The organism is Paenibacillus sp. Z3-2, from assembly GCF_054161325.1.
This window is the reverse complement of sequence record NZ_CP096397.1, coordinates 5,634,064-5,654,469: the sequence shown is the minus strand read 5'-3', so window position 1 is coordinate 5,654,469 and position 20,406 is coordinate 5,634,064. Positions and strand designations below refer to the sequence as shown.

The 20,406-nt window shown below is 47.1% G+C and carries 23 protein-coding genes; 18 read left to right on the top strand and 5 right to left on the bottom strand.

The window, feature by feature from the left end:
* The first annotated feature begins 11 nt into the window (after positions 1 to 11).
* Together M1D71_RS25405 and M1D71_RS25400 are read left to right on the top strand one after the other, a co-directional pair.
* Positions 12 to 1,574, top strand: coding sequence for a glycoside hydrolase family 32 protein (locus tag M1D71_RS25405; RefSeq protein WP_458124172.1), 1,563 nt, complete (start codon positions 12 to 14; stop codon positions 1,572 to 1,574).
* Positions 1,575 to 1,657: 83 nt separating this feature from the next.
* Positions 1,658 to 2,149, top strand: a complete 492-nt coding sequence (locus tag M1D71_RS25400; RefSeq protein ID WP_458124171.1) for a hypothetical protein — start codon at positions 1,658 to 1,660, stop codon at positions 2,147 to 2,149.
* 9 nt (positions 2,150 to 2,158) lie between these two features.
* On the opposite strand, the gene M1D71_RS25395 is transcribed toward M1D71_RS25400, so the two are convergent.
* From M1D71_RS25395 to M1D71_RS25380, 4 genes are all read right to left on the bottom strand, one after another.
* Positions 2,159 to 2,836: a succinylglutamate desuccinylase/aspartoacylase family protein gene (locus M1D71_RS25395; protein ID WP_458124170.1), complete on the bottom strand. Its 678-nt coding sequence runs from the start codon at positions 2,834 to 2,836 to the stop codon at positions 2,159 to 2,161.
* Between the two features lie 96 nt (positions 2,837 to 2,932).
* Positions 2,933 to 3,901, bottom strand: a complete 969-nt coding sequence (locus M1D71_RS25390; protein ID WP_458127352.1) for an ABC transporter ATP-binding protein — start codon at positions 3,899 to 3,901, stop codon at positions 2,933 to 2,935.
* Positions 3,902 to 3,923: 22 nt separating this feature from the next.
* Complete coding sequence (locus M1D71_RS25385) at positions 3,924 to 4,724, bottom strand: ABC transporter permease (protein ID WP_458124169.1); 801 nt, start codon at positions 4,722 to 4,724, stop codon at positions 3,924 to 3,926.
* Entirely contained in the window at positions 4,721 to 5,497 is a 777-nt protein-coding gene (locus M1D71_RS25380; protein ID WP_458124168.1) for an ABC transporter permease, read from the bottom strand. The genes M1D71_RS25385 and M1D71_RS25380 overlap by 4 nt, the downstream gene beginning before the upstream one ends.
* A 306-nt stretch (positions 5,498 to 5,803) precedes the next feature.
* Here M1D71_RS25380 and M1D71_RS25375 point away from each other — a divergent pair, with 306 nt between their 5' ends.
* The 10 genes from M1D71_RS25375 to M1D71_RS25330 all read left to right on the top strand — a co-directional run bounded on the left by M1D71_RS25375 (position 5,804) and on the right by M1D71_RS25330 (position 14,859).
* Positions 5,804 to 6,655 (top strand): DegV family protein, encoded by an 852-nt coding sequence (locus tag M1D71_RS25375; protein ID WP_458124167.1) that lies wholly within the window; start codon positions 5,804 to 5,806, stop codon positions 6,653 to 6,655.
* Between the two features lie 204 nt (positions 6,656 to 6,859).
* Entirely contained in the window at positions 6,860 to 7,525 is a 666-nt protein-coding gene (locus tag M1D71_RS25370; protein WP_440131314.1) for a response regulator transcription factor, read from the top strand.
* Positions 7,522 to 8,451: a sensor histidine kinase gene (locus M1D71_RS25365; RefSeq protein WP_458124166.1), complete on the top strand. Its 930-nt coding sequence runs from the start codon at positions 7,522 to 7,524 to the stop codon at positions 8,449 to 8,451. The genes M1D71_RS25370 and M1D71_RS25365 overlap by 4 nt, the downstream gene beginning before the upstream one ends.
* Positions 8,452 to 8,580: 129 nt before the next feature.
* A complete protein-coding gene (locus M1D71_RS25360) occupies positions 8,581 to 9,504 on the top strand; it encodes an ABC transporter ATP-binding protein (RefSeq protein WP_458124165.1) in 924 nt (307 codons plus the stop codon).
* A complete protein-coding gene (locus M1D71_RS25355) occupies positions 9,497 to 10,195 on the top strand; it encodes an ABC transporter permease (RefSeq protein WP_458124164.1) in 699 nt (232 codons plus the stop codon). Before M1D71_RS25360 ends, M1D71_RS25355 begins: the two co-directional genes overlap by 8 nt.
* Positions 10,196 to 10,300: 105 nt before the next feature.
* The gene (gene thiD / locus M1D71_RS25350; RefSeq protein ID WP_458124163.1) at positions 10,301 to 11,113 is read left to right on the top strand and encodes a bifunctional hydroxymethylpyrimidine kinase/phosphomethylpyrimidine kinase; all 813 of its coding nucleotides are present in this window, start codon (positions 10,301 to 10,303) and stop codon (positions 11,111 to 11,113) included.
* 254 nt (positions 11,114 to 11,367) lie between these two features.
* Positions 11,368 to 12,048, top strand: a complete 681-nt coding sequence (locus M1D71_RS25345) for a response regulator transcription factor (protein ID WP_458124162.1) — start codon at positions 11,368 to 11,370, stop codon at positions 12,046 to 12,048.
* Positions 12,045 to 13,793 (top strand): sensor histidine kinase, encoded by a 1,749-nt coding sequence (locus tag M1D71_RS25340; RefSeq protein WP_458124161.1) that lies wholly within the window; start codon positions 12,045 to 12,047, stop codon positions 13,791 to 13,793. Before M1D71_RS25345 ends, M1D71_RS25340 begins: the two co-directional genes overlap by 4 nt.
* Positions 13,794 to 13,814: 21 nt before the next feature.
* On the top strand, positions 13,815 to 14,360 hold the full coding sequence (pssA, locus tag M1D71_RS25335; RefSeq protein ID WP_253441014.1) for a CDP-diacylglycerol--serine O-phosphatidyltransferase: 546 nt from the start codon (positions 13,815 to 13,817) through the stop codon (positions 14,358 to 14,360).
* Positions 14,361 to 14,373: 13 nt separating this feature from the next.
* Entirely contained in the window at positions 14,374 to 14,859 is a 486-nt protein-coding gene (locus M1D71_RS25330) for a DedA family protein (RefSeq protein ID WP_458124160.1), read from the top strand.
* 288 nt (positions 14,860 to 15,147) lie between these two features.
* Here the strand turns inward: M1D71_RS25330 and M1D71_RS25325 are convergent, their stop codons facing one another.
* A complete protein-coding gene (locus M1D71_RS25325; protein WP_458124159.1) occupies positions 15,148 to 16,338 on the bottom strand; it encodes a cation:proton antiporter in 1,191 nt (396 codons plus the stop codon).
* Between the two features lie 376 nt (positions 16,339 to 16,714).
* On the opposite strand from M1D71_RS25325, the gene M1D71_RS25320 reads away from it, so the two are divergent.
* From M1D71_RS25320 to M1D71_RS25295, 6 genes are all read left to right on the top strand, one after another.
* The gene (locus tag M1D71_RS25320; protein ID WP_458124158.1) at positions 16,715 to 17,287 is read left to right on the top strand and encodes a DUF420 domain-containing protein; all 573 of its coding nucleotides are present in this window, start codon (positions 16,715 to 16,717) and stop codon (positions 17,285 to 17,287) included.
* A 72-nt stretch (positions 17,288 to 17,359) separates the two neighbouring features.
* Positions 17,360 to 18,103: a 2,3-diphosphoglycerate-dependent phosphoglycerate mutase gene (gene gpmA, locus M1D71_RS25315; RefSeq protein ID WP_458124157.1), complete on the top strand. Its 744-nt coding sequence runs from the start codon at positions 17,360 to 17,362 to the stop codon at positions 18,101 to 18,103.
* A 230-nt stretch (positions 18,104 to 18,333) separates the two neighbouring features.
* Positions 18,334 to 18,501: a hypothetical protein gene (locus tag M1D71_RS25310; RefSeq protein WP_458124156.1), complete on the top strand. Its 168-nt coding sequence runs from the start codon at positions 18,334 to 18,336 to the stop codon at positions 18,499 to 18,501.
* Positions 18,502 to 18,678: 177 nt separating this feature from the next.
* The gene (locus M1D71_RS25305; protein WP_458124155.1) at positions 18,679 to 19,587 is read left to right on the top strand and encodes an aldo/keto reductase; all 909 of its coding nucleotides are present in this window, start codon (positions 18,679 to 18,681) and stop codon (positions 19,585 to 19,587) included.
* Between the two features lie 85 nt (positions 19,588 to 19,672).
* Complete coding sequence (locus M1D71_RS25300; protein WP_017692202.1) at positions 19,673 to 19,999, top strand: thioredoxin family protein; 327 nt, start codon at positions 19,673 to 19,675, stop codon at positions 19,997 to 19,999.
* A gap of 187 nt (positions 20,000 to 20,186) precedes the next feature.
* Positions 20,187 to 20,369, top strand: a complete 183-nt coding sequence (locus tag M1D71_RS25295; RefSeq protein WP_145325849.1) for a hypothetical protein — start codon at positions 20,187 to 20,189, stop codon at positions 20,367 to 20,369.
* Positions 20,370 to 20,406: the final 37 nt, after the last annotated feature.

Below are 20,406 nucleotides of genomic sequence, written 5' to 3'. Positions count from 1 at the left end.
GTGAAGGACATATGAACCAGGAACGATACGAGAAACAGGAAATAGACACAAGGCAAGAGACAGACCTTGGACTGACGAGTTCTTCGGCTCAAACGAAGGAGAGTTATACACTCGCCCGGGCCAACGCATATATCAAGGAGCATCGACATCAGGTTGATCCAACCTATCGAATGGCCTATCATTTGATGCCAGAGGTGGGCTGGATGAATGACCCCAACGGCTTCATATACTTCAATGGGATGTATCATATGTTCTATCAGCATTATCCCTACGAACCGGTATGGGGGCCGATGCACTGGGGCCATGCGGTGAGCCATGATCTGGTTACGTGGTCTTATCTGCCTGTTGCACTGGCACCCGATCAGAGCTACGACAGTGGAGGATGTTTCTCCGGAAGTGCAATCGTTCAGGACGGCAAATTGGTGCTGATGTACACGGGGCATGTTGTGACTGGACCTGACAAGGATAACGATTACTTGCAGACACAGAATATCGCTGTTTCGGACAATGGGATCGATTTTGTCAAAAGCACAATGAATCCGGTCATTCGGGTGAATCAAATCCCAGAGCATACCAGTCCGAAGGACTTCCGTGATCCGAAAGTGTTTGAACGAAACGGTGTATACTATTGCGTCCTTGGATCGAATGACGCTGCGGGCAAAGGGGTCATTCTGTTATACCGTTCAACAGACTTGCTGGATTGGAGTTATGTTAACATTATGGCCCAGAGTGACGGGACGCTTGGCGACAATTGGGAATGTCCCGATCTGTTCACACTGGATGACCGAGATGTGCTGATCATGTCTCCGCAGCGCATGCCTGCTCAGGGAGATAACTATCGCAACTTGCATTCGACCGTTTATATGATGGGAACTCTGGATGAAGAACCGGGTGTGCTGAAGTACGAGCAGTACGTTCCACTGGACTGTGGCTTCGACTTTTACGCACCTCAGACGATGGAGGATGCACAGGGACGACGAATCATGGTGGCCTGGATGGATACGTGGGAAACGGAAATCCCGACACAACAGTCCCATGCCTGGGCTGGAGCGATGACTTTGCCAAGACAACTAATTCGTAGGGGAGAGCGATTGATATTCCAGCCTCTTCCAGAGCTTAGACAGTACAGGTGGGAAGGCACCGAGCAGTATGGTATACATTTAAACGGTGATGAACATGATCTTGACCTTGGAGTCAGCGGAGACTGTTACGAACTGCGTGCTGTATTCGAAGCTGAACAGGCACAGCACTTCGGGTTGAAGTTGCGAACGGGTAGGGATGAAGAAACAGTGATTACCTATGATGTGCAACAGCAACGTCTATGCTTAAATCGCGAGAAGGCCGGGCAAGGGCCGGGCGGTGAACGAGCTACAACAGTGGAACTTCTTGACGGGAAGCTTGAACTTCATATTTTTATGGATGTTAGCTCCGTTGAGGTGTTCATTCAGCAGGGAGAGCAGGTGATGACGGGGCGGATATATCCTGGGCCGAACTCGACAGGTATTAAGGCTTTCTCGGCCGGAACGTGTACGTTGACTGAACTTCACAAATGGGATTTACGAATTCCTCAATAAAATCTTTCTAATATTCAGCCTTGACCTTGAAGTATACTTCAAGGTTTATTCTTGTCTTATCAAGAAATATTGGAGGCAGAATAATGAGAATTTTAGAATGGATGTTGGTATTGGTAACCGTAGCTGCTACGGTATGTATGCTGGTGTTTCCGAAGCGCCGATCAATGACAATAGACATACTCTCCGCTTTGATTCTGGCAGTGCTACTGCATGGCTTAATCAATTCATTCCGTGTGCAGATGGTCCCAACCTATATCGTTGGACTTATATTATTTATTACATTAATCATTCAACTCATGAATTTATACCGCAGTGACCGCTACGTTCAGAGCACGCAGAAACATAACCGTCGTTCATGGATAAAGATGACGTTGGTATCCATCCTGGTTCTGGCTTTCAGTGTGGGCTCATTCATACTGACCTGGCTGTTACCTGCCTTTATGATGCCTGAACCTACCGGTACATTTGCGATTGGTACGTTCTCTCAACACCTGGTGGATGAATCTCGCGAAGAGACCAAAACACCCGAGGTTCTCGGGCGCTCTCTTCTGAAGGTGTCTTTATTTCTATCTTAATGATCTCAATCATGTTAAGCCCGCTTCACGTAGAAAATGGTGCACAATCTTCGTTTGATACTTGATACGGGTCGCGCGCTTCAGACTCCAGCAGGTCTCCACCGTAACAGAACGGGCTTGTAATAGTCTTGAAGCCGCTGTGCGGGCAGATCCCGGCAATTCATGCTGCTTGAGGTTAAAATGACGATCACGAGTGGCAATTGACCGATTCATCCGTTCGATAACTCTTCTGCAAGCCGGAATGGTACGACTGCCAGGATTGGTAATCAGCGTCTGTCCAAGCACTCGCGTACTAAGCTGTGACAGCCCGTTGGCTTCATGCAGATCGAGCCACCAGTCAGCCCGATGTTCACGGGCCAGCTGAAAAACCGCTGCAGCCAGTGAATGCTTGGCCTTGCCTGACATACGACGTGGAAACGTACGATTCAGATCTGGCTTGCCTCTGATTTTCTTGGCGTAGGCTTTCTGGTTCACGCGTGGCACGATAATCAGCAGTCCTCGCTGAATGACAAGGCGACCCGTCGCACAATCATCTGCGAGCTTTTGCGCAGCGGCCATGCTCGCCGTTTCGTTCCCGTGAACTCCGGAAGTAATGAACATCACCGGTCCGGGAAGCATGCCACGCACGATGTAATAGGGAGTGGCGTGTGCGCTGGATGCCGCAAGTACATGTTTGGTCACAAGCATGACGCTTCACCTCCGCTATTACAGTACGCCATGTCCCTCTTTCATGTAACGGCATAAGAACAGGTCTTCATCCAATTTCATCACAAAATAGGCTGACTAGTATACACGGTGAATAATATCTTCGAAATCCGGTTCTTTCATCTCTACATCTTCAATCTCGCCCCAGTATTCCAGTTGTTTCAGAATGTCCATTGTGCTCCATTCCTTCCGGTTCACTTCAACGGTAACAATTTGGCCTTCCACACCTGTGATGTGAATAGCGGACGATACAACGTTGGGGATGTGAAACGCTCCACGGAAGGTTACTCTAATCAATGTTGGCAGTCCGATGGTTTCGCGAAGCGATGAGATCGTGCCGTCATATGTCAGTTGACCATGGTTGATCACCATGACCCGGCTGCATAACTGCTCGATATCGTCCATATCATGTGTGGTCAGCAAAATCGTTTTGCCAAACGTTTCATTCAAGGTACGTAGAAACTGGCGAATGTTCCGCTTCGCATTCACATCCAGTCCAATGGTTGGTTCATCGAGAAAAAGCAGTTCCGGGTCATGCAGCATGGAAGCTGCGAGATCCGCACGCATGCGTTGTCCAAGCGAGAGTTTGCGGACAGGCGTTGCCCAGAATGATTCAAGGTCCAGCAGCTCAGCGAACTGGGACAGCCGTTTCTTTTTGTCCTCGGCATGGACGCCGTACATCTCGGCCAGAATATCATATGAATCTTTCACAGGCAGATCCCACCAGAGCTGACTGCGCTGTCCAAACACAACGCCCAGTCGACCGACGGTTCTGCGCCTGTCCTGATGCGGGTTCATACCGCCAAGTAGTACCTCACCCGAGGTTGGGTGGAGGATACCTGTCAGCATTTTGATCGTGGTAGACTTGCCGGCCCCGTTCGGACCGATGTAGCCCACAAACTCCCCCTGCCCGATATCAAAACTGATATCGCGTACCGCTTCCTTGGACACATACTCACGTGAAAATAACGTACGTAACCCAGAGAAACGTCCTTCCCGAATAACAGGGGTCTTAAATTCCTTTTGCAGATGCCGTGCTGTGATCATGTTCATGATTCGTTTCGCCTCCTTAGCTACCTGTACTTTGATATTTGGTCATGCCGAAGTGCCAGAAACGCAGACTTGCAGCCAAACTCAGTACGGCAACTGCCGCAATAGCAACAAGGACCCACGCGCCTCCTTCACCCCGCAGTAGATAGAGTGACGGGATGTAATTGACGAATCCCACCGGAATCACTGTTAGCAGAATGCCAGACATCCATTTGGGATATAACGTTAGCGGATATTGGGCAGCCGTTCGTGCTGCATCTTCAGTGATCGTCTGTAATTCCTCGATACGCGTAGTCCAGAATCCGAGTGTGGCGGTAGCGAGTCCGATGGAAAAGAGAATGACTGCCCCCGTGAGGATAATGAACAGGGAGAAGGGAATGGCTATCCAGCCAATCTGTCCGCTATGCATCATGCCTGCCAGAGACCAGCAGAGAATGAACCCGCCTTGCAAGACTTCCCCAGCCATGATGCGGAAGTTCTGCGGCAACAGGGCCAACAATACGGGCATAGGACGTGTTAACAGTTGATCAAGCTCACCACCCACCAGATATTTTTCCAGATGGTGAACCTCATTGCCGAATGTACGGTACAGTGTTTTGGATAGGGTCATGATGGCGAAGAGATAACCGATCTCATGGAGGGACCAGCCTTTAATCGCTCCGAATTTATGCAGCACCAGAGCAACCATCAGAAACTCGGAGATCTGAATTAAAGCGGCGAGTACGGACGCCATAATGAAATTGAACTTGTATTGCATCCGGCTGCGGATGCTTGTTCGAATGAGCATTTTATATAATTTGAACCAGGAAGTCCGTTTCATCCGCCCTGCACCTCCACTTTACGACGTAACACTTGAGTGATCGCAAGACAGATCAACGTCATGAAGACGCACCAAAGCAAGGTTCCCCATAGCAAGGAGCCATCTTCGAAACCAAGGTAGATTCGGGTAGGTACATACAGCAGGAAAGGGTAGGGGGATAGCCAGGCAAGTCGTTCAAGCCAGTCCGGTAGCCACTCCAGTGGAATGAAGAAACCAGCCAGCAGATTCATCATGGCGTGATTGCCCCAGTGAAGCCAGGAAGACTCCGTGGTCCACATTGACGTAGCACCAATGATGTAGTTCATGCAGATGGACAAGTATGCGGCGCTGGCAAGACCAAGTGCGGCATAGAACAGCGTTGAAACGTCTGAGGGCCAATCCAGGGAAAAGACAATGGAGAAGAGCAGGTAGATCGGAATACTTTTGTACACGAACTGGTAGGCAATCTGCCCCCATTCGCGTGCCATCAGGTGGGTGAACAGATGAACTGGCCTCATGAGATCCAGCGCGATCTGCCCTGTCCTGACGGTTAAGGGGATACCCAGTCCGTTCGTGAGAAAACCCGAGATCCAGAGAGAGGATTGCGTGAACGCAATGTAACTGATCATCCCTTGTGTCCCGTATTCCCCGAGCGTGTGGTCGGCCCCGATGCCGATCCAGAGACAGGCGTACATGTAACCAAACATGGCGCTTGCCAGGTTATGTACCATGTGTGCCCCGCGGTATTGCAGATTCCGGGAGTAGGCTTTGGAAGCCAGGGTGAAATAAAGCATGTGACACCTCCGATAAGTGGATTGAACGGCGGTTCCGTTCACTTCAGTCAAGGCGAAAAAGAGAGAAGGACAACAGCATACCAATTTATTCCTTCACAGGCAAGACATTTTTTTAGCTAAAAATGGAATTAAAAGGGTTGTTCATGATTGCGCCACAAGACAACGGTCTGTCCGTTCCTTTATAATTGAGAGGTAGAATCGCAAACGTTTACAATATGTAATATTCAAATTTTAAATAAAAACCGCCGGGCTTGTGCCTGATGATTGAGATACAGAACGAACAATCCGGCAAGAGAGAAGGATGTCATGAAGAAAATTGCATGGGTCACCGATAGTACCAGTACACTGGATCCCGTTTTTGCGGAGCAAAATCATATCTATATCGTACCGCTGCGCATCGTATTTGGAGAGGAATGTTACCGGGAAACCGATGACATCACATCTGAAATGTTCTATGAGAAACTTGCGGAGTCTTCACGTGCGAGCAGTTCGCAGCCACCCATTGGTGAGTTCATTGAACTGTATGAGTCGCTCAAAGACAAGTACGATGAGATTATTACGATTCATTGCTCTACTGCACTGAGCGGAACGCTGCATACGTCCATGCAGGCTGCAGAGATTGCAGGAGTGACGGTGACCGCAATTGATTCAAAGGCAGGCGCCTATCCTCACCGTGAGATGATTATGCAAGGACTGGAATGGCAGAAGCAGGGATGTTCAGCTGCCGAGATCAAAGTAAACATTGAACAGATGATTGATAATATGTCCTTTTACCTCATACCCGCCAGTCTTCAGCATCTTCACCGCAGTGGGCGGGTGTCGGGGACACAGCTGATCATCAGTCAACTGCTCAAGATCCATCTGCTGCTTCGATTTGAAGAGGGCAAAGTGGTTGTGAATGAGAAGATTCGCACGTTCAAGCGGACGAAAGAGCGCATGCTGGATATGCTCAAGCTGGATGTGGAGAAAGTAAAGCATGTGTGCATTATGCATGCGAACAATCAGGAAGAAGCCGTCACAATCAAGAAGCAGATTGCCAATCTGCTCCCTAAATTAAAGACCGAAATCATGCCGTTTATCCCTGTGGTAAGTATCCATGCAGGTGCAGGAACCATTGGACTGTGCTGGATCCACAGCGAGAACGGTTATAGAGATTAGAAGCACCAGCATTAATCTACAGACGCTTATAGACCTGGCAGGAAACACACTTGATTTCAAAGTGATGATCCTGTCAGGTTTTTTCGTATGTCATTGCCAATTCAAACAAACTGTGAGGTAATAAAGAAAAATGTTCATGTTGGAGGGAAACATGTGTTAAGTCACCGCTTGTTGCTTGTTGAAGATGATCGTTCAATTAGTGAGATGGTCGGACCCTACTTGGAAAAAGAGGGCTACGACGTCACTTATGCATATGACGGCTTAGAGGCAGAACGTCAGTTCAGCCAGTCACAACCTGGGTATGATCTGGTTATTCTGGATCTGATGCTGCCCCGCAAAAGTGGGATGGATGTGCTGCAAACCATTCGGGCAGTCAGTCTGGTGCCTGTGCTTATTCTGTCTGCGAAAGATGGGGAGGTGGACAAAGCGCTGGGCCTGGGTTTCGGCGCAGATGATTACTTGAGCAAACCTTTCTCGTTAATCGAACTGACTGCCCGCATCAAAGCCGCGATTCGCCGCGCCAATTATACCACTCCGCCTGTGACTGAAATGGTTAAAGATCAACGTATTCACATTGGTGGACTCGTGGTTGATATGGAGACGTACGAGGTGGAGCGCGAAGGTACACCCGTCAAACTGACATCCAAGGAATTTGGCATCCTGAAGCTATTGGTTACCCATCCTGGCAAAGTGTTCACCAAGGCGCAGATCTACGCTTCCGTCTGGAACGATCATTATTATGGGGACGAAAATATCATTAACGTACATATGCGTCGTCTGCGTGAGAAACTGGAGGCGGATCCTTCGGCTCCCCAATATATCAAGACACTCTGGGGCATCGGGTATAAGCTGGAGGCGGAGCAGGGATGACACTGATTTTTGCCATTACAACGGGTATTCTGGCCATTGCCGTCATTGGATTGTGGATGAGATTGCGGAAACGCCCCCAACACCTGTCCTATATTCATCAGAAAATATCCGCGATTCTGGATCAAGGCACCTTTGAGCGCTTGCTCGTATTCAATAGTGATGACCAAGTCAGCCAGCTTCTGAAAGACATGAACCAGCTGCTGGACTATGCCCACCGCGCCAAAGCCGGTTATGCGAACCAGGAGAAGGAGATGCGTAATATGCTTTCCAACATTTCACATGATCTGAAAACGCCGCTCACCGTTGTGCTGGGTTATAGTGAGACCTTGCTGCACGGCCCATCATTAACCGATCAGGAACGCAAGATTATGACAGAGAAAATACAGGAGAAGGCGCAGGAAGTGTTGCGTTTGATTCATTCCTTTTTCGATCTGGCGAAGCTGGAATCCGGAGACACGGATCTGGTGCTTAGTCGGGTGAATCTAAGCGAATTATGTCGGTTGAAGATGCTCTCCTTTTATGAAATGTTGACGAATCTCGGGTTGCACGTGGAGCTGGAGATTCCTGATGGTGATATCTTCGTGCAAGCGAATGAAGAAGCATTGGACCGTGTGCTGGATAATCTCATTACCAATGGGATGAAATATGGAGCAGAGGGTAAGGTGCTAGGACTTTCGCTCAACCATTCGATAGGTGGACCTGTGACGCTACAGATCTGGGACCAGGGAAAAGGGATTCCTGAGAGCGAGCATAGTCGTGTGTTCGAACGCATGTATACGTTGGAAGATTCCCGCAATCGACTCTATCAGGGCAGCGGCCTGGGTCTGACGATCACGAAGCGGCTAGTCGAACAGATGGGTGGAAGCATTCACTTGCATAGTGTGCCACATCAACGGACTGTATTTTCGGTTACCCTAAAGGCCTGATAGAGCCAGCGTTGGCATTTCCGGTCAGACTTAAGGTTTTTGTAAGATTTGATTAATAAAAAAGAAGACTTTTCTCTTTACAATATAGATATAGGAACCCGGACAGGGGGCGTAAAGGAGAACAAGACGATGAATTATATCGCACGAACAATAGATGTGACCAAAGTATATGAAGGGGCAGAGGTTGTATCCAACGTCAATATGAATATAAAGCAAGGTGAGATCTATGGATTTCTCGGTCCGAATGGTGCAGGTAAAACAACCATCATGAAGATGCTCACCAATCTCGTCAAACCAACCACAGGGGAGATTGAACTATTTGGAGAGAAGCTTACGCCGACCTCCTATGAAGTGCTGAAGCGAATGGGCAGTATTATTGAATATCCTTTTTTCTACGATAGACTGTCTGCTCGCGAGAATCTGGAGCTGCACTGTGAATACATGGGATTCTACAACAAAAAGATCATCGACAACACGATGGAAATGGTAGGGTTAAAAGATACGGGCAAGAAATCGGTTAAAGACTTCTCTCTGGGTATGAAGCAAAGGCTCGGGCTGGCTCGTGCACTCATAACCACTCCTGAATTGCTTATTCTGGATGAACCCATTAACGGATTGGATCCGGTAGGGATTCGAGAGATGCGAGATTTGTTCAAGCGACTTAGCAATGAGTATCGGATCACCCTGCTGGTCTCCAGTCACATCCTTGGCGAGATAGAGCAGATTGCCGACACGGTGGGTGTCATTCGTGGCGGTCGTTTGGTGGAGGAGGTCTCGATGGAGAGCATTCGCGGAAGTCAAAATGAGTACATCGAGTTACAGGCGGTAGATATCCGTAAAGCGACCTATGTCATTGAACATCAGCTTGGTTTGAGTAATTATAAACTGGTTGATGACCAAACGTTACGCATCTATGATCCGGGAATCATTCCATCGGAATTAACCACCAAGCTGATCCAGCATGGCATTGAGATCGAATCGATATCCAAACGGGCTCATTCCCTGGAAGAACACTTCATGAAGCTTGTGAAAGGGGATGAAGACGTTGCTTAAACTAATCAGACTTGAGATGCGGAAGCACCGTTTTGCACGAAATTTTGCAGGTGCAGGTATTGCCAATATAGCCATTCTTCTTTTCCTGATCATGATTGGATTTGTGGATGTGGGAGCGGAAGATTATGCCTATACCGATTACCAGACTGCCTTTACGATTATCGATACGTTTGTGAGAGCGACCTTTATCATATTTGCAGGAGCTTTATTAACCAAGCTGGTGATCAGTGAGTATAGAAATAAAACGATGAACGTCATGTTCACCTATCCCATCCAGCGTCATAAAATTATCGCTGCCAAATTGATTATCGTGTTTGTTTTTACGTTTGTTATGATTATGGTTAACGATCTGTTGATGGGTTCACTGCTGCTGATTGTTAATCAATTCTACTCCTTCATTCCTGGCTCATTGACGAATCAGGATGTATTGGGACTTCTGGTGAAGTACATTATGAGTTCTTTATCGGCTGCGAGTATGGCACTCATTCCCCTATTCTTCGGTATGCGTAAGCATTCTGTTACAACCACAATGGTCTCGTCCATTCTGCTGGTTTTGATTGTCTGCTCCGGATTCAACGGGTCGGAAATTTCCATTCATTCGCTTATTATTATCCCTCTGACCCTTGGAGCTATAGGGATATGGATTGCTTCGATGTCCATGGTTCGTCTGGAGACCAAAGATGTGAACTGAATCATCCTAAAAGGCATGCTCCGTATGGCTTCAGATGCCATTGACATCCGCTCGTACAAGGGATAGGATAATGTCAACTGAGACACGAAGGAGAATGCGACTACCATGACGATTCCAAAAACATTAACAATAGCTGGTTCGGACACGAGCGGCGGAGCAGGGATTCAAGCTGATTTGAAAACTTTTCAGGAGCTGGGTGTGTATGGCATGACCGTACTGACTACGATTGTGGCAATGGAGCCCGAAACATGGGATCACCAGGTCTTTCCTGTTGAATTAAATGTAGTTGAAGCGCAACTTCGCACTGTTCTGGACGGCATCGGTTTCGATGCAATGAAGACAGGTATGCTCGGTTCTGTAGATATTATTGAACTGGTAGCGAAGCATATTCGCCGCAGTGGCTTGCCACAGATCGTTATCGATCCGGTAATGGTCTGCAAAGGTACAGACGAAGTACTGCAACCGGAAAATACGGAAGCGATGATCGAATTCCTGTTGCCAGGTGCTGATCTGGTTACACCGAATCTGTTCGAAGCATCCCAACTGGCGAAGAGTGGACCGATTCGCTCCAAAGAGCAGATGGAAGCAGCGGCAGCAGCAATTCATGCCCATGGCTCGAAGCATGTACTGATCAAAGACCGAGGTGTGATTAACCCGGGTAAAGCAATGGATCTACTCTATGATGGAACCAACTACGAATGGTTTGAAGCCGATGTTGTCGGCTCCGGATATACGCATGGCGCGGGTTGCACGACGTCTGCAGCGATTACTGCAGGGTTGGCTCGTGGTCTTACAGTGAAAGAGGCTGTTCGTGAAGGTAAAGCCTTCGTGACCAAAGCGATTGCTGGCGGATTCCCGCTGAACCGTTTTGTTGGCCCAACACTGCATGTGGCACATCGTCTGGAGCAACAACGTTAAGTGTTGCCAGGGAGCGCGCAGTAGTAGCGCATTACTTCTGGATAACACAATTCGATATCATTCAAGTAGCTGTCAATGAGCAGGAAGTTGCTCGTTGGCAGCTTCTTTTTTGTGCGCATTTTGATAAAAATTAGTAACTTTTGGCTTATATTAATCGTATATATCATGGGGTTCATTCCAAAACATGTATGGACACATGAACGACACATGGAATAGGTATGTTATTATCAGGAATCTAAAAAGGAGAGTCGGCCATGATCAGAACAGTGCTTCTGGTGGAAGATGAAAGCCGCATTCGTGAGATTGTGGCCGATTATTTCATAAAAGAACAATGGAACGTCTTAGAAGCAGAACATGGAGTACAGGCATTGGAACTGTTGGCTTTGCATGAGGTGGATCTGGTTATTTTGGATGTTTTGATGCCTGAAATGGATGGATGGACATTATGCGGGCATATTCGTTCCCAATCCACCGTACCTATTATCATGCTGACTGCACGGTCTGAGGATGACGATAAAATTCATGGATTCCAGCTGGGCGTAGATGATTACGTCACGAAGCCATTCAGTCCACGTGTGCTGGTTGCACGTGCAGAGACCTTAATGAAGCGGGTTGAAGGTTCATTTGCAAGAGAGCAGGGTGTGATTTGCTTCGGACACGTAACCCTTGATCCATGGGCTCGGCGGCTGGAGAAGGACGGGGCTGAAGTTGAGCTTGCGCCAAAGGAATACGATCTGTTGCTTTATTTGGTACGAAATGCAGGCATTGTATTGTCCCGGGATGCCATTTTGAATCGGATCTGGGGATTTGATTTTGAAGGGGACTCACGTGTTGTGGATACTCACATCAAGAAGCTGCGCAGCAAACTGGGTGATGAAGCCAAGTGCATCCGGACAGTGATTGGTACCGGATATCGTTTCGAGGCAGAAGCATGAGAAGAAATGGCGTAACGATGAAGCTATTCCTGGTCATGGCCGGATGTCTGGTTCTTTTATACGGAACAACGGTTTTTGCCCAGTTGGTCTGGTTTCCTGATTTTTATCAGCATCAGAAGGTCAGCAGTATGAAGAAAAAGCTGTCCAAGTTCGAACAGCAATATTCCAATGGACATTGGAGTGATTTGCAATTAGCTAAGGAGACCGGGAAGTTCATGCGTCAGAATCAGTCGCATCTGGTCATCCTGACGAATACCGGAAGACTGGTTAATGACCCGTTCCACATAACGCTGCTTCAGGAGGACGGGACTCACGTGAAGGTATCCTTGTCCTTGTTTATCAATAGTGAGAATGCAGGCTGGATTACGTCCCATCTGAAGTATGGGCAGGAACTGACGGTTAGAGGGCCGGGCAGCGGGTCCATGGTCTATCCATTCAAAATCCAGGATGCCAATTCTGCTGCATGGGGAACAGAAAGTTTTCAGGAATCGATTGAACCGGTGCAGGAATGGTCAGGTGTATTGACCGAGGTTGTTCTTCCCAATCTGGCAACGTGGAGTCAGAGGCAGGGACTGCTCGTGCAGGCACTGGATAGCCGTTTCCCTTTATCCACCGAAGATCAACTGGCCTTGGCAAATGGGAAAATGCTTAATGAAGAATGGACGGATAGCTGGAGCGGTGTTCGGAATGTGATCACCATTGCTCCAGTGCATCGTTCAGGACCTGAGCAACAACTGATCTTCTCGCTCACTTCTCTGCAAGAGATGAGGGAAGCAAATGAGGCAACACGTTTATTTTATGCGTATTTTGGTATTGGCGCATTTGTATTAATTCTGTTATTGGCCTTGCTCTTGTCCCGAATTGTAACTAAGCCGCTCCTGGCCTTGAACCATGTTGCCAAGAAAATGTCTACGCTGGATTTTACGGTGAAATCACCAATTCGGCGTAATGATGAAATCGGCAGCCTGTCCAATAGTCTGAATGCATTATCGGAAACCTTGGGCAAGACACTGGAAGAGCTGAGGCAGGCCAACACACAGATGCGCACAGATATGGAAATGAAGCAGCAGATTGAACAGCGTCAACGCAAGTTTTTTGGCGATGCATCACATGAACTTAAGACGCCAATCAGCATTATCAAGGGGTACTCCGAAGGGCTTAAGGATGGCGTGAGTGAGAACAAACGGGAGCGTTACATTGAGATTATCGCTGATGAGGCGATCAAGATGGAAACGATGGTTGAAGAGATGCTGGATCTGGTGCGATTGGAATCCTCAGCGATTCAATTGAATACAGATGCTGTTGCAATGGCTGACATGATTGAAGATATCGCCGGCCGTCTGGGTCCGCAACTGAAGGACAAAGGATTGGATGTGGTGCTTGTATCCACAACAGAGCAGACGGTTGAGGGTGACCGAAGCAAGCTGGAGCAAGTTATTTTCAATATCATGATGAATGCTATACGTCATGCGGTACCACATACCGATATAACTATTGAGATCAGCAGGCGTGACGGTTTTGTTCACATTTCCATTGAGAACAAGGGCGAGCGAATTGCTGAAGCTGAGCGGCAGTTTATATGGGAGAGGTTCTATCGAGTAGAGCGCTCACGTAATCGCAAAATGGGGGGAACCGGGCTCGGCCTGGCCATTGCGAAGCAAATCCTTGATCTGCATGGGTGCAATTATGGAGTGGAGAACACACCGGATGGAGTCCGTTTTTATATTATTTTTCCTAAAGCCTAGTACGAAAGGGAGTCAAATCTTATGAAGTCTTTACCATCAATTTTAACCTTGGGGAATCTGAGTTCGGGCATGCTGGCAGTCATTATGGCTATTCATGGTGAATTCGCCCTGGCTGTGATGATGATATGGGTAGCGATGTTCTTTGATCTGTTTGATGGCTATGCAGCCCGCAAATTGCATTGTGAGGGTGAGTTCGGCAAAGCCCTGGATTCACTTGCTGATGTAGTTTCGTTCGGAACAGCCCCTGTGCTGATTCTGTACCTGAACTCCATGAATGAAGTGAGCGTGCTCGGGATGGCACTGACCGCATTGTTTCCGGTGTGCGGTGCATTGCGTCTGGCCCGTTATAACTGTCAGAAGACAGCAAGCAGTGGTTTTGTCGGGATGCCGATTACATTTGCAGGGGGTCTGATGTCCTTTTTCGCGCTCTGGAGTCCTTATTTCACACATGGCGTAGCCTATCTTGTCATTATTGTACTATCTGGTCTCATGGTGAGCCAAATCCGATTCCCATCACTAAAACAAGTGCTAGCCTCTCATGAGAAGGATATTGTGGAACCGAAATAAGGAGCGAGTCAGTATGGAATTTGCAAAAGAATTTATTGGTCAATATGGATATTTCGCAATATACGGACTACTGGCTCTTGGTGTCATTGGCATGCCGATTCCGGATGAGGTGATGATGACATTTGTCGGATATCTCGCCTCCATCTCGGTATTGAATTACTCCGTATCCATTGCCGTCAGTTTCGGTGGGGCATTTACCGGGGGGCTGCTCAGTTACATGATCGGCAAGAAGGCGGGCAGGCCGCTGGTTGAAAAATATGGCAAGTGGGTCGGCGTTAACGCCAAACGATTCAGCAGGGTGGAGGCGTGGTTTCTCAAATACGGATATTGGTCCATCATCCTGGGTTACTTCATTCCAGGCATTCGTCATCTGATGTGTTGTTTCTCCGGAATTAGCAAGATGGCTATCGGCAGGTACGTTCTCGTATCGGGCATTGGTGCATTTGTATGGTGCGTTGTCTTTATTTCGATTGGGTTTTACGTTGGCGTGTTAACTTAAAATGGGACAGCCTGTTGCAAATGTGCAAGGATCGAAGACCTCTTGAGTATAAGGTGGTCTTTTTTTGTTTTGTAACGAATTATGAGGAATTGAGAAGGATCACGAATACTTAGGATTTTATGATAATATAAAAAAGCCGCTCTGATCCTCTCCAACCTCCCGGGTTGAAGGTGAATGGATCAAAGCGGCGTTTGTTTCACGATTAAAGTCATTAACGACATGAAACGCTGCTACGCTTGCATCAGAGCGTCCACACCACCACTTTCACAACTACATCTTTCTTCTGAGTTATCCACTCAGGTGGGATTCCTCAATACCTCTTTCCACGCGCTTTTCTCCCTTTTTACGTGCAAAGGTGATCTTGAGCAACGGTGGTGTAACCAAGGTAGTGATAATAACCATGATCACGACGCTGGTGAAGTACTCCGGATCAAGCAATCCGGCAGCGAGTCCGGTAGAAGCGATAATTAGGGCAACTTCACCCCTGGAGATCATTCCCGAGCCAATAGCCATGGAAGATGTCAGATCAAATCCGGTAAATCTTGCACCAAGCGCACCACCAATCAATTTGGTCAGAATGGCGATGATGCTAATCACAATAATGAGCCAGATCTGTGAACCGACACCATCGAATGTGACATTAAGTCCAATACTGACAAAGAATACGGGTACAAAAATACTGTAGGCAATTGGCTCTAGCTTGCTTTCGACCTCATGTTTGAATTTCGTTTGGGAAATCGCAATCCCTGCGGCAAAAGCACCAATGATACCGGCAACACCCATCCACTCGGCAAAATACGAGAAGCCAAAGCAGATAATAAGGCCTGTCGTAATCACCGTTTCGGTAACCCGCAGTGGTGCCATCCATTTCATTATCCGTGGAACAGCCAACCAACCAACAGCGATGATAATAACGAAGAACAGCAGTTTCTTGCTAATCAGCCATCCGATGGAAACGTCTCCTCCACCTGTTCCGAGCAAGCTCATCATGACAGCAAGGAGAACTACAACGAGTACGTCATCCACAACAGCCGCTCCGAGAATCGTGGTGCCTTCACGCGAGCTGAGTTGATCCATGTCCTTCAATGTCTGTACAGAGATACTTACCGAAGTTGCACAGAACAACAATCCGAAGAACATCGCGTGTGTCTGCGACATGCCAAAGGCAAGAGCAGAACTGTATCCCCCAATGAAGGGTAAAATAATACCACCAACAGCAACAGCGAAGGCTGCTTTCCAGTTTTTCTTCAATTGATCCAAATCTGTTTCCAGTCCGGCAATGAACATAAGCAATAATACCCCGATCTCGGCCATGTAATGGACGAAATCACTCTGTTGAACCCAACCAAGTAGCGCAGGTCCCAGGATGACACCGACAATCAGTTTACCTAAAACAGAAGGTTGACCGAGCCTGACGGACAAATCACCAGCAAGTTTGGTGAAGATCAAAATAAGTGCAAGAACCAAAATAAATTCCATAGGTGTGCTCCTCTCCAGCAGTTGCGTTTTTATAGGATTACCAGCCCAAGGGCGAAAGATTCCAAGCCTAAAAAACAAAAAAAGGCATAGAACAGCATTAATAAAAAGTGCCATTCATGCCTAAAAAAAGACAAGGAGGGCCCTTGGTGACAGGCTCCTCCGGTTTAACGCGTATGTGATTAATGACACTAACTATAACACAAATTTGAGCTGTGGTAAACATCTTGCTGTCTTGGTAAGTATGAAAATGGCAGTAACGGGCACACTAACGTCGTTTGTGTCACGTTTTGTTCAGAGTGTTGTCACTTAACAGCCCGGATTTGCCGCGATATAATGATATAGAACATAGAAGTTAGGATATGAGGAGGATTTGGCATTGGGCAAAAATAACAAAGGGGAGTCGAACATTCCATCCCCGACGAGCAATAAAAATTTCGCAGGCATCATTATCACGATTTCCATTCTCGCTAATGTCATTATTTTATTATTGTTCTTCGCACCATCTATTGGTTACAAAGGTGATGTAACCTTTGATATTACGGTGTTGCCGCGTTTTAATGCCGTGTTTAACAGTTTTACCTTCATCTTCCTGCTCGCAGCGCTCATTGCTATTATCAAGCGTAATGTGAAGTTGCACAAACGATTCATTCTTGCTGCATTCTCAACGACCCTTTTATTCCTTGTGACATATCTGACGTTTCATTACCTCTCACCAGAAACGTCCAAATTTGGCGGCGAAGGCATCATTCGTTCCATCTATTTCTTCATTCTGATCACGCATAGTATACTGGCTGCCCTCATTGTTCCATTGGCGTTGTTCACACTTGTATGGGGCTGGACGAATCAGCTAAAGAAACACCGCAAAATTGCACGCTGGACCATGCCAATCTGGTTGTATGTCAGCTCTACAGGTGTCGTGGTATACCTGATGATGGCACCGTATTATTAATGTAGTTAAATGTAGTTAAGCATATCTTGCTGAACTTGGGGTAATGTTTCCATGGAAGGAAGGTTCACAGTTATGTACAGAGTTGTTTTGATTCGCCATGGACAGAGCATGTGGAATGTGGAGAACCGATTTACTGGTTGGACAGATGTGGATCTGACGACGGATGGTTATGCAGAAGCTCGTAAAGCAGGGAAAATCATGAAGGAACAGGGGTTTGATTTTGATTGCGCTTATGCATCTGTTCTGAAACGTTCTATCCGTACACTCGATATTGCGCTGGATGAGATGGACCTCATGTGGATTCCCATTACGAAGACCTGGAAGCTGAACGAACGCCATTATGGTGCTTTGCAAGGGTTAAATAAACAGCAGACGGCTTTGAAATATGGGGAAGATCAGGTGCAGGAATGGAGACGCTCCGTTCGCGTATCACCCCCGGCATTGGACGAAAACGATGATCGATATGTGCAGGACCTGGACAAGTACAAGCGCCTTGATTGCACTATCCCGTTTACGGAAAACCTGATGGATACATCGAAGCGTGTGCTGGATTATTGGAATGTGGAGATTAAACCGATGGTGTCGGCTGGCAAAAGAGTGCTGATCTCTGCGCATGGTAACACGCTTCGTTCACTCGTCATGCATCTGGACCAGCTGTCCGAGGCAGACGTCATGGCCCTCAACATTCCGACAGGCATTCCACTGATCTATGAACTGGATGAAGATCTGCATCCCATCGGCCACTTTTATCTGACCGCGGATGGCTCGACCTACAAACATGAAGAAATGACTCATGTGGCAACGCCATCTGATTAATAAGGTGGAGATGTGAGCAGGTGCCTGAACGAGATCATATGTACGAAAGCTTGTTTAACTGTTCTTGTTCTGCGGAGCCGCAAAAGAGCGAGTGGAAGATGACCGCTGAATTTTAATTCGGAGGTCATTTTTTTTTGCGCGATCATGCTTCCGCTTCGTTTCGTTTTCCTCTCAAAGGGTAATTGTCAAACAAGACACGATGTACATTTATCCTGAAGGAGGAGAAGCACATGTCTAAAAGAAGAGGAATCATGATGACGGCTATCGGTGCAGGCGTAACTTACCTGATGAGGAACAAACAAGCAAGAGATAAGTTGTTTAGTACCGTCTCCGGTATGATGAAAAGATCCAATTCATCTCATGCAAGCAAAACCAGACCACGCGTTGAAGTGAAATAGATTTTGACATACTCGTTTAATAATTCATATCGTTATCATGAGAAAACCTGGAGCTGCAGTAGTTCCAGGTTTTTTGGTGACTTAAAAGCAAAACTTTGCTCTAGTCTGGCATGCGATTTTTGCCAGCAAGAATGATACAATGGATACTTGCAGAACGTAATGGAAGGAGATGCACACATGAAGAAAAATCATTTGGGTACATCCGAATTGATGGTGTCTGAGATTGGACTGGGCTGTATGTCTCTCGGAACCGATATAACACCTGCCGTAGCTCTAATTCATGAAGCTCTGGATCATGGCGTCAATCTGTTGGATACAGCCGATCTGTATGACGCAGGGCGTAATGAAGAAATTGTAGGACAAGCGATTAGAGGACGTCGGGATCAAGTCATTGTAGCAACCAAAGTAGGTAATCGTCGTATTGCCGGTAAAGAGGGCTGGTCGTGGGACCCGTCCAAAGCTTACATTAAGCAAGCTGTACATGAAAGTTTGAAGCGACTGCAGACGGATTATATCGATCTGTATCAGCTGCATGGCGGTACGATGGACGATCCCATTGAAGAAACAATTGAAGCCTTCGAGGAACTGAAACAGGAAGGACTTATCCGTTATTACGGTATCTCCTCCATCCGTCCGAATGTCATCCGGGAATATGTGAAGAGGGCTTCTCTCGTCAGCGTCATGAACCAATACAGTGTGGCAGATCGCCGGGCGGAAGAGGAAGTGTTACCTTTACTTGAGCAAAACGGTATTAGTGTAATCGCTCGTGGACCTGTAGCCAGTGGTGTGCTCGCCGATTCCGGATCTGCCAAGGCAGAGAAAGGTTACCTGGATTATACGCCAGAGCAACTGCACATCATTCGCCAAGGACTAAGTCGTCTTGTCACGGACCAACGCAGTATGGCTCAGACGGCTATTCGTTACGCATTATCCCACCCTGCCGTGGCAGCTGTTGTCCCTGGTGCCAGTTCAGGAGAGCAGTTGCTGCATAATATTGCCGCTTCGAATGCACCTGAGCTCACAGTTGCGGAAATTCAGGAAATACGGGAGCTCAGTCCCGCTAATCTGTACAAGCAGTATCGTTAACTCCATCCGGCCTATTTTCAATTGTAACTATACGAGGTACAATGAAGATCAGCCAAAAAAGGAACATACAAGGGAGAGAAGACCTATGGAAAGAATTCAAAGTGAACAACAATATCTGGATACAATTAACTCTGATGGTTTTACCGTCATTAAATTTGATACAACCTGGTGTCCGGATTGCAAAAACCTGGATCGCTTTATCGGGGACGTTATCGATCAGCATACAGATAAAACCTTCTATGCCCTGGATGCAGAGAAGTTCCAGCCGTTTGCTGAAGAGAATGGTGTACGCGGCATTCCGAGCCTGCTCGTATTCCAGAACGGCAAGAAGATCGCACATCTGCATAGCAAATGGGCTAAAACACCTGCTCAAATCTCCGAGTATTTGGAGACGCTTGAATCCAAAGTTTAATTCATTTCGTGTTCGTTTAAGCAGAAGCTATCTCATGACCTCTTCCTACCGCATCACTTGGGAAGGGGTTTTTGCTTTTGAAAATGGTACGTAATAGGAGATGGAACGGGAGTTGTTTAGAATTTGTTCAGTGTGTCTCTGTATACTAGGTATTACAAACCGAATACTGGGGTGAAACGAGATACATATGAACAAAACCATTTTTGAAGAAATGCACCAACTCAGCCATAATGATGACCAAAGGTACAGATTGTTAATGAGAGGTGTAAAGCAACTGTTACAGGAACAGAAGCAAAATAGATATAATCTGCTGGAGAAATTAAAAGTTCGGAAGAAACAAAGGAATATTCAAGTGAAAGAGTGGTATTAAGCCAGAAGACATTTCAGTAGTAAACAGTCTGGTTGCC

Coding starts and splice junctions, on each gene's coding strand:
- pssA (WP_253441014.1), top strand. CDS start 13,815: ATGAAGTCTTTACCATCAATTTTAACCTTGGGGAATCTGAGTTCGGGC.
- M1D71_RS25400 (WP_458124171.1), top strand. CDS start 1,658: ATGAGAATTTTAGAATGGATGTTGGTATTGGTAACCGTAGCTGCTACG.
- M1D71_RS25380 (WP_458124168.1), bottom strand. CDS start 5,497: ATGCTTTATTTCACCCTGGCTTCCAAAGCCTACTCCCGGAATCTGCAA.
- M1D71_RS25360 (WP_458124165.1), top strand. CDS start 8,581: ATGAATTATATCGCACGAACAATAGATGTGACCAAAGTATATGAAGGG.
- M1D71_RS25385 (WP_458124169.1), bottom strand. CDS start 4,724: ATGAAACGGACTTCCTGGTTCAAATTATATAAAATGCTCATTCGAACA.
- M1D71_RS25365 (WP_458124166.1), top strand. CDS start 7,522: ATGACACTGATTTTTGCCATTACAACGGGTATTCTGGCCATTGCCGTC.
- M1D71_RS25300 (WP_017692202.1), top strand. CDS start 19,673: ATGGAAAGAATTCAAAGTGAACAACAATATCTGGATACAATTAACTCT.
- gpmA (WP_458124157.1), top strand. CDS start 17,360: ATGTACAGAGTTGTTTTGATTCGCCATGGACAGAGCATGTGGAATGTG.
- M1D71_RS25325 (WP_458124159.1), bottom strand. CDS start 16,338: ATGGAATTTATTTTGGTTCTTGCACTTATTTTGATCTTCACCAAACTT.
- M1D71_RS25345 (WP_458124162.1), top strand. CDS start 11,368: ATGATCAGAACAGTGCTTCTGGTGGAAGATGAAAGCCGCATTCGTGAG.
- M1D71_RS25390 (WP_458127352.1), bottom strand. CDS start 3,901: ATGATCACAGCACGGCATCTGCAAAAGGAATTTAAGACCCCTGTTATT.
- M1D71_RS25340 (WP_458124161.1), top strand. CDS start 12,045: ATGAGAAGAAATGGCGTAACGATGAAGCTATTCCTGGTCATGGCCGGA.
- M1D71_RS25310 (WP_458124156.1), top strand. CDS start 18,334: ATGTCTAAAAGAAGAGGAATCATGATGACGGCTATCGGTGCAGGCGTA.
- M1D71_RS25330 (WP_458124160.1), top strand. CDS start 14,374: ATGGAATTTGCAAAAGAATTTATTGGTCAATATGGATATTTCGCAATA.
- M1D71_RS25305 (WP_458124155.1), top strand. CDS start 18,679: ATGAAGAAAAATCATTTGGGTACATCCGAATTGATGGTGTCTGAGATT.
- M1D71_RS25370 (WP_440131314.1), top strand. CDS start 6,860: ATGGTCGGACCCTACTTGGAAAAAGAGGGCTACGACGTCACTTATGCA.
- M1D71_RS25395 (WP_458124170.1), bottom strand. CDS start 2,836: ATGCTTGTGACCAAACATGTACTTGCGGCATCCAGCGCACACGCCACT.
- M1D71_RS25375 (WP_458124167.1), top strand. CDS start 5,804: ATGAAGAAAATTGCATGGGTCACCGATAGTACCAGTACACTGGATCCC.
- M1D71_RS25295 (WP_145325849.1), top strand. CDS start 20,187: ATGAACAAAACCATTTTTGAAGAAATGCACCAACTCAGCCATAATGAT.
- M1D71_RS25405 (WP_458124172.1), top strand. CDS start 12: ATGAACCAGGAACGATACGAGAAACAGGAAATAGACACAAGGCAAGAG.
- thiD (WP_458124163.1), top strand. CDS start 10,301: ATGACGATTCCAAAAACATTAACAATAGCTGGTTCGGACACGAGCGGC.